The following is a 6,041-nucleotide window of genomic DNA, read 5'->3' on the forward strand; positions in this document are numbered from 1 at the left end:
CTGGTCTCCTCGCCGGGGTGAGGTGTCACTTGCCGAGGCAGTACGTGTTGTAGCCGCGCTCGCCCAGGACCTCCGAGATGAAGCCGTTCCCGAACGGGATGCGGGTGGGGATCCCGGGGAAGCCAGCGCTGAGCTCGGCGATGGTCGCCATCCCGTTCGACGTCGCGTTCCTGCCGGTCATCAGCGAGGCCCTGCTCGGGGAGCACAACGAGGTGGTGCGGAAGGCCGAGTAGTGCACGCCCATGTCGGCGATCCGCGTCATCGTCGGCGTTCTCACCGGCCCGCCGAAACAGTCCATCGTCCCGTAGCCGACGTCGTCCCACGCGATCACCAGCACGTTCGGGGCGTTCTCGGGCGCCCGCGGCGCGAGGTACGGCGCCCGGTCCGGCTCTGAGTCACGGATGTCGAGGGCGATCTTCCCCTTGAACGGCTTGGCCATGGCCATTCTCCCTCGCTGCCGAGTCCTCACCGGCTGTCCCCCTCCCCCTGTTCCCGGCCGACCCGAGCCACCTCACCCGTAGCGGGTGACACCCGCCCCGCGCAGGTCACACGGGCGAGCACGGTGGCCGTCGACGTCACCGAGCGGTGATCCGCCGCTCCGCGGCCTCGGCAACGGGGGTGCCCTCGCGCAGCTTGCGGCCCGTGGCCGCGGTCCTTTCGTGCCAGCTGCCGTAACGGGCGGCGAGGGCGACGGCCGAGACGCCGTGCAGCAGGACGCTCAGGCCGACGGTGACCGCGACCACCCGTCCCAGCAGTTCCACCCCGTGCACGTGCTCCTCCAGAACGAGCAGCCCCAGCACGACGGACGCCAGACCGCGAGGCCCGAACCACCCGATGTACGCCACCGTGGGCAGCCGGAGCCCGCTGCCGATGAGCGCCAGGGCCACGGGGAGCATGCGGACGACGGTGAGGCTGAGCACGGCGTAGGCGGTGATCCGCCAGCTCAGGTCCTCCAGCACCGGACCGAGCAGCACCGCCCCGAAGAACAGCAGGCTGAGCGAGGCCAGCAGGCCCCCGAGGTTCTCGGTGAAGTCGGCGGTACGGTCCGGCCCTTCCTGCCGTGCTGCGGCCCGCCCGGCGGTTCGCGCCCGGAACCGGCGCAGGGCGAAACCGAAGGCGAATCCGGCGGCCCAGGCGGCGATGAAGCCACTGCCGTCCACCGCCACGGCCAGTGCGTACGATGCCGCCGCGACGGCCGGGACGAAGAGCTGCCCCCACTCCGGCGACACCCATCGCCGTGTCTGCGCCGACCGCAACAGCCGGCCGCCGGACCCGCCGATCAACAGGCCCAGTGCCGTGCTCAGCACGAGCGCGCGCCAGAAGACCCCGTTCAGCCCTTCCTGCGCGGCGGACGTGCCGGGAATGGCCGCCAGGAAGAGCACGAAGAACGGCAGCACCATGCCGTCGTTCAGGCCGCTCTCCACGTTGAGACCCTGCCGTACCAGCGGCGGGACCCGGGGACTGGACATGGCCGTCTTGCCGAGGGCCGCGTCCGTGGGAGCGAGGATCGCGCCGACCAGTGCGAGCTCCCAGAGGCTCAGCCCGGGCAGCAGGGGCCAGGCCAGCAGCCAGCCCGCTCCGGCGCTCAGCGGCAGTCCGATACCGAGCAGCCGACCTGGCAGGAAGCCACCGGAACGCAGGTCCCGTCGCCGGACGGTCATGGCGTCGGTGAACAGGACCAGGGCGAGGGCCGCTTCGAGCAGGGTGAGGATCGGCCCGGCGTCGTGCACCGGGCCGATGACACCGAGCACGGCGGGCCCCAGGAGAACTCCGCAGCCGACGAACACGGTCGCCGACGACACCGGTGTGGACGCCAGCCGGCGCGAGCCCAGCGCGTACGCGGCGGTGACGCCGGCCACCGCGACACCGGTCCAGGCCTCACCGCTCATCTCGGGGCCCTCCGGTCCGTTCGCCCGCCTCCTCGTGGGTGTCCGCGTCCAGCCCATCAGTGATCCGCCCCGCGCAGATCACCCCTTCCGGGTGATCTCTCCTCCCCTGCCGCCCCACATGCTCGGAGATGCAGCGCCAGTCGCTGCGTCTCAGCGCCGAAGTGAGGAATCCGCCGTGACCACAAGCTCTATGCACCACCGCTCGGAAACGTCCCGTGCTGCCGCCGGCGGCCTGGTGACGTTCGCCGGCGTCATGCTGTTCATCGCCGGTGTACTCGACCTGTTCCGGGGCATCATGGCCATCGCCGACGACGACATCTACGTGTCCACCCCCAACTACGTCTTCCAGTTCGACCTGACCAGCTGGGGCTGGATCCAGCTGTTTCTCGGAGCCATCGCCATCGGCGTGAGCGTCGGCCTCTTCTCGCGCGCCACCTGGGCACGGGTCGTCGCGGTCGGCATCGCGGGGCTGCTGATCATCGCCAACTTCCTGTCGATCCCGTACTACCCCGTCTGGTCGCTCACCCTGATCGCGCTGTACGCCTTCGTGATCTGGGCCCTGTGCACGGTCCCGCGGGAACGCTGAGCCGGGGCGGGCGAAGCAGTCGCCGTCCGTGAAAGGAGATGGGGGCATGCCCATCGCCGTGCTCGGCGTCAATGTTCTGGTCCTCGTGGTGCTCTTGGTGGCCATGATCGGCCACCGGCGCCGGCTCACCCTCAACCGGGCGCGTTCCGCGGTGCCACGCGGGTCGTGACGGCCGGGCAAAGAGACTGCGCAGGCGGTGGAGGGCCGGTTACGGACGGCGGGTCCGGGACGTCCTCGTCTGGACCCCGGCCCCGCTGCTGGTGCGGACCGCGCTGCTGCCCTTGGACGCCGTGAGCGCCGGACGCCCCCTCGCGCTCAAGGAGGTGCGCCACCCGCACGGCCTCGCCCCAGCGGCCACCCCGACCACCGCAGTGCCCCGCGTCGGCGGCGTGCGGCAGGGCCTCCGTGAGCAGTCCGGCATCGCTCGGCCATCTGGCCGCCGTGCCGTGCAGTTCCCGTTCCGGCCCGGGGGTCCACTCGCTCGACGTGAACATCTGATCACGGTTCGCACCCGTGCGGGTCATGGGCGGCCCGGCGGACGCATGCTGGAGGGAGCGGGGGCATGTGCCTTCCCGAGGGGAGCCGGCGTGGACGAGGACACGGGCGCTGCGCGGCAGGAAGAAGCGGCCGCGCCTCAACTGCGACTGCCGATCCGCGAGCCCCGCTCGCTGCGGCCGGCCGACCTCGACGAGCACCCGGACGCCGGCGGTTTCCCCGCGGAGCATCCGCCGATGCGGAGCTTCCTGGGCGTCCCCGTACGTGTTCACGAGGCGGTGTTCGGGAGCCTCTACCTGACCGACAAGCGCGGCGGGGCGGAGTTCGACGCCGACGACGAGGTGGCGCTGGCGACGCTGGCCGCCGCGGCCGGAGTGGCGATCGACAACGCCCGCCTGTACGACGCGGTCCAGCGCCGGGAACGCTGGCTGACGGCCAGCAGCGAACTCACCCGCAGTCTCCTGCGCGGAACGGACCCCGCGGAGGTCCTGGACACCTTCACCGCCACGGTCGGCGAGATGGCCGACGCCAGTCTGGTGACCCTCGCCGTGCCCGTTGCCGGCACCGCAAACCTGGTCGTCGAGGCCGCCGCCGGCCAGGACACCGACCGCGTCCGCGGGCTGGTCCTGCCGGACAACACGCTGGCTGCGAAGGTCTACGGCTCCGGGGAGACCATCACCACCGACGACTGGAACACCGACGCCCGAACCGGGCACGACACCGCCCTGCCCCTCTGGGGCCGGCCTTCCTGGTCCCCCTCGGGACCCCCGAACACGTACGCGGCGTGCTCCAGGTCTCCGGTCCTCCCGGCCGCCCCGCCTTCGCCGACGCGGCCGTCACGATGATCGCCGGATTCGCCAACCACGCCGCACTCGCCCTGGAGATCGCCGAGCACCGTCGCGGGGCCGAACAGCTCCTGCTCCTGGGCGACCGCGACCGCATCGCCCGCGACCTGCACGACCTGGCGATCCAACGGCTGTTCGCCTCGGGGATGTCGCTGCAGTCGGTCCTCACGCAGTTCGCCGACCGCCCGCAGGCCGCCGAGCGGATCGAACGGGTCGTGGACGACCTCGACGAAACCGTCAAGGTCATCCGATCCACGATCTACGCTCTCGGGCTGCGCGACGCCGACGGGGAGGCCGGCCTGCGGGCCCGGCTGGTCGCCGAGACCGGTCGGGCCTGCGCGGTCCTGGGCTTCTGCCCCGCGCTGCGGATGACGGGCCTGCTGGACACCCTGGTCCCCGACGACATCGCGGACCAGCTGATCGCCGTGCTCCGCGAGGCCCTCGCCAACGCTGCCCGGCACGCCCAGGCCACGGCCGTGGACGTCGCCGCCGAGGCCCCCGTCACCCAGCTGAGGCTGCGGGTCACCGACGACGGCAGCGGCATCGACCCCACCCGCACCCGCCGCAGCGGACTGGCCAACCTCCACGCCCGTGCCACGGAACTCGGCGGCACCCTCACCCTCACTCCCCGCCGTCCCACCGGCACCACCCTGGAGTGGACCGTCCCCCTCCCCGCCGGCGACGGCTGAGCGTCCCTGGAAACCCGCGGCAGGTCGGGGACCGTTCGGCCCAAGCGGCGGACGCACACGGCAAGAGATACTGGACACACGGCGGGCCCCCGGTCCGCACCGCCTCCCGCGCCCCCGCTCGAGTGACAGCGCGGCTCTCACGACGGCCCGAGCACATGGACAGCGTGCCCACGCCCCGCGGCTCACGCACCTGTGCTCCACCCCCCCTTCCCGGGACCTCGCGCGGCAACGACGTGGTCCTCATTCTGAGGAGCAGCACATGGGAGTCATGATCATCGTTCTGGTCGTCGTCGGGGTCCTCGTGGCCGTGGTACTCGCGATGGCCGTGAAAATCGTCAAGCAGTACGAGCAGGGAGTGCTGTTCCGCTTCGGCCGACTGGTGGGGACCCGGGATCCGGGACTGCGGTTCGTCATCCCGTTCGTCGACGTCCTGCACCGGGTGTCGCTGCGGATCGTCACCATGCCCATCCAGTCCCAGGGCATCATCACCCGGGACAACGTGAGCGTGGACGTGTCGGCGGTCGCCTACTTCCGGGTGGTCGACGCGGTGAAGTCGGTCATCGCGGTCGAGAACGTGAACGCGGCGATCAACCAGATCGCCCAGACCACCCTGCGCAAGGTGGTCGGACAGCACACGCTCGACGAGACGCTCTCCGAGACCGACCGCATCAACCTCGACATCCGCGAGATCCTCGACGTCGCCACCGTCGAATGGGGCGTGGAGGTCACCCTGGTCGAACTCAAGGACATCCAACTGCCTGACAGCATGAAGCGCGCCATGGCCCGCCAGGCCGAGGCCGAGCGGGAGAAGCGAGCGAAGATCATCAACGCGGAGGGCGAGTCCCTGGCCGCAGCCGCGCTCGGCGACGCCTCGGACACGATGATGGCCCACCCGCTTGCTCTCCAACTGCGTAACCTGCAGAGCCTGGTGGAGATCGCCGTGGACAAGAACAGCACGGTCGTCTTCCCCGCCCCCCTCATGAGCACCATCGGCGAACTCGGCGCCTTCCTCGCCCGGGAGACGGCATCGGCCACCTCCCAGGCGCTGCCCGCCGACCTCACCAAGACGATCCCCGCTCCCACGCCGAACGGCGTGCCCGAGACCGTGTGACCGTCGTACTCGCGAAGGCGTCGCCCGGCCGCGCGCCACGTCCGGGCGGCGTCTCCACGGCCGACGCCACCCACCCGCAGCGTCACGACGACCGTCATCGTCACGACGACCGTCATCACCGTCAGTGGGCGGCGAGGAAGACGGCGATGCCCCCCAGGGCCAGGTGGCACGGGGTGTACAGCCGGCGCGGAGCTCCGACCCACGGTGGCCCGGGAAACGACACGGGGGGCGGCTCTCTGCCGCAGCGACCGCATCGCCGGTACCACCCGTACTCTTCATGGTGTCTACGGCGTCACATAGCGGGCGCCAGAACACTGGAGGCCACACCTCGTGCTGATTGCTCAGCGTCCCTCGTTGACCGAAGAGGTCGTCGACGAGTTCCGCTCCCGGTTCGTGATCGAGCCGCTGGAGCCGGGCTTCGGCTAC

7 protein-coding genes are annotated in these 6,041 nt (G+C 71.2%); 5 read left to right on the plus strand and 2 right to left on the minus strand.

The genetic code is table 11. The features are described from left to right. Nucleotides 1-25: 25 nt before the first annotated feature. Both AB0N31_RS33565 and AB0N31_RS33570 read right to left on the minus strand, forming a co-directional pair. Complete coding sequence (locus AB0N31_RS33565) at nucleotides 26-439, minus strand: sulfatase-like hydrolase/transferase (protein ID WP_366062281.1); 414 nt, start codon at nucleotides 437-439, stop codon at nucleotides 26-28. Nucleotides 440-575: 136 nt separating this feature from the next. Then, a complete protein-coding gene (locus tag AB0N31_RS33570; RefSeq protein ID WP_366062282.1) occupies nucleotides 576-1,889 on the minus strand; it encodes a cation:proton antiporter in 1,314 nt (437 codons plus the stop codon). 175 nt (nucleotides 1,890-2,064) lie between these two features. On the opposite strand from AB0N31_RS33570, the gene AB0N31_RS33575 reads away from it, so the two are divergent. The 5 genes from AB0N31_RS33575 (at nucleotide 2,065) to AB0N31_RS33595 (ending at nucleotide 5,615) form a co-directional block, all read left to right on the plus strand. Then, a complete protein-coding gene (locus AB0N31_RS33575; protein WP_366062283.1) occupies nucleotides 2,065-2,475 on the plus strand; it encodes a hypothetical protein in 411 nt (136 codons plus the stop codon). 46 nt (nucleotides 2,476-2,521) lie between these two features. Then, complete coding sequence (locus tag AB0N31_RS33580) at nucleotides 2,522-2,644, plus strand: hypothetical protein (protein WP_366062284.1); 123 nt, start codon at nucleotides 2,522-2,524, stop codon at nucleotides 2,642-2,644. Nucleotides 2,645-3,062: 418 nt separating this feature from the next. Continuing rightward, nucleotides 3,063-3,815 (plus strand): GAF domain-containing protein, encoded by a 753-nt coding sequence (locus AB0N31_RS33585; RefSeq protein WP_366062285.1) that lies wholly within the window; start codon nucleotides 3,063-3,065, stop codon nucleotides 3,813-3,815. Next, nucleotides 3,755-4,504 (plus strand): ATP-binding protein, encoded by a 750-nt coding sequence (locus tag AB0N31_RS33590; RefSeq protein WP_366062286.1) that lies wholly within the window; start codon nucleotides 3,755-3,757, stop codon nucleotides 4,502-4,504. Before AB0N31_RS33585 ends, AB0N31_RS33590 begins: the two co-directional genes overlap by 61 nt. 259 nt (nucleotides 4,505-4,763) lie before the next feature. Next, nucleotides 4,764-5,615: a slipin family protein gene (locus AB0N31_RS33595; RefSeq protein WP_366062288.1), complete on the plus strand. Its 852-nt coding sequence runs from the start codon at nucleotides 4,764-4,766 to the stop codon at nucleotides 5,613-5,615. Nucleotides 5,616-6,041: the final 426 nt, after the last annotated feature.

The sequence above is a fragment of the Streptomyces sp. NPDC051051 genome (genome assembly GCF_040682975.1).
GTDB lineage: Bacteria > Actinomycetota > Actinomycetes > Streptomycetales > Streptomycetaceae > Streptomyces.

Excerpts from the sequence above, each read along its gene's own strand:
- AB0N31_RS33565 (WP_366062281.1), bottom strand. The coding sequence starts at position 439 with ATGGCCAAGCCGTTCAAGGGGAAGATCGCCCTCGACATCCGTGACTCA.
- AB0N31_RS33570 (WP_366062282.1), bottom strand. The coding sequence starts at position 1,889 with ATGAGCGGTGAGGCCTGGACCGGTGTCGCGGTGGCCGGCGTCACCGCC.
- AB0N31_RS33580 (WP_366062284.1), top strand. The coding sequence starts at position 2,522 with ATGCCCATCGCCGTGCTCGGCGTCAATGTTCTGGTCCTCGTGGTGCTC.
- AB0N31_RS33595 (WP_366062288.1), top strand. The coding sequence starts at position 4,764 with ATGGGAGTCATGATCATCGTTCTGGTCGTCGTCGGGGTCCTCGTGGCC.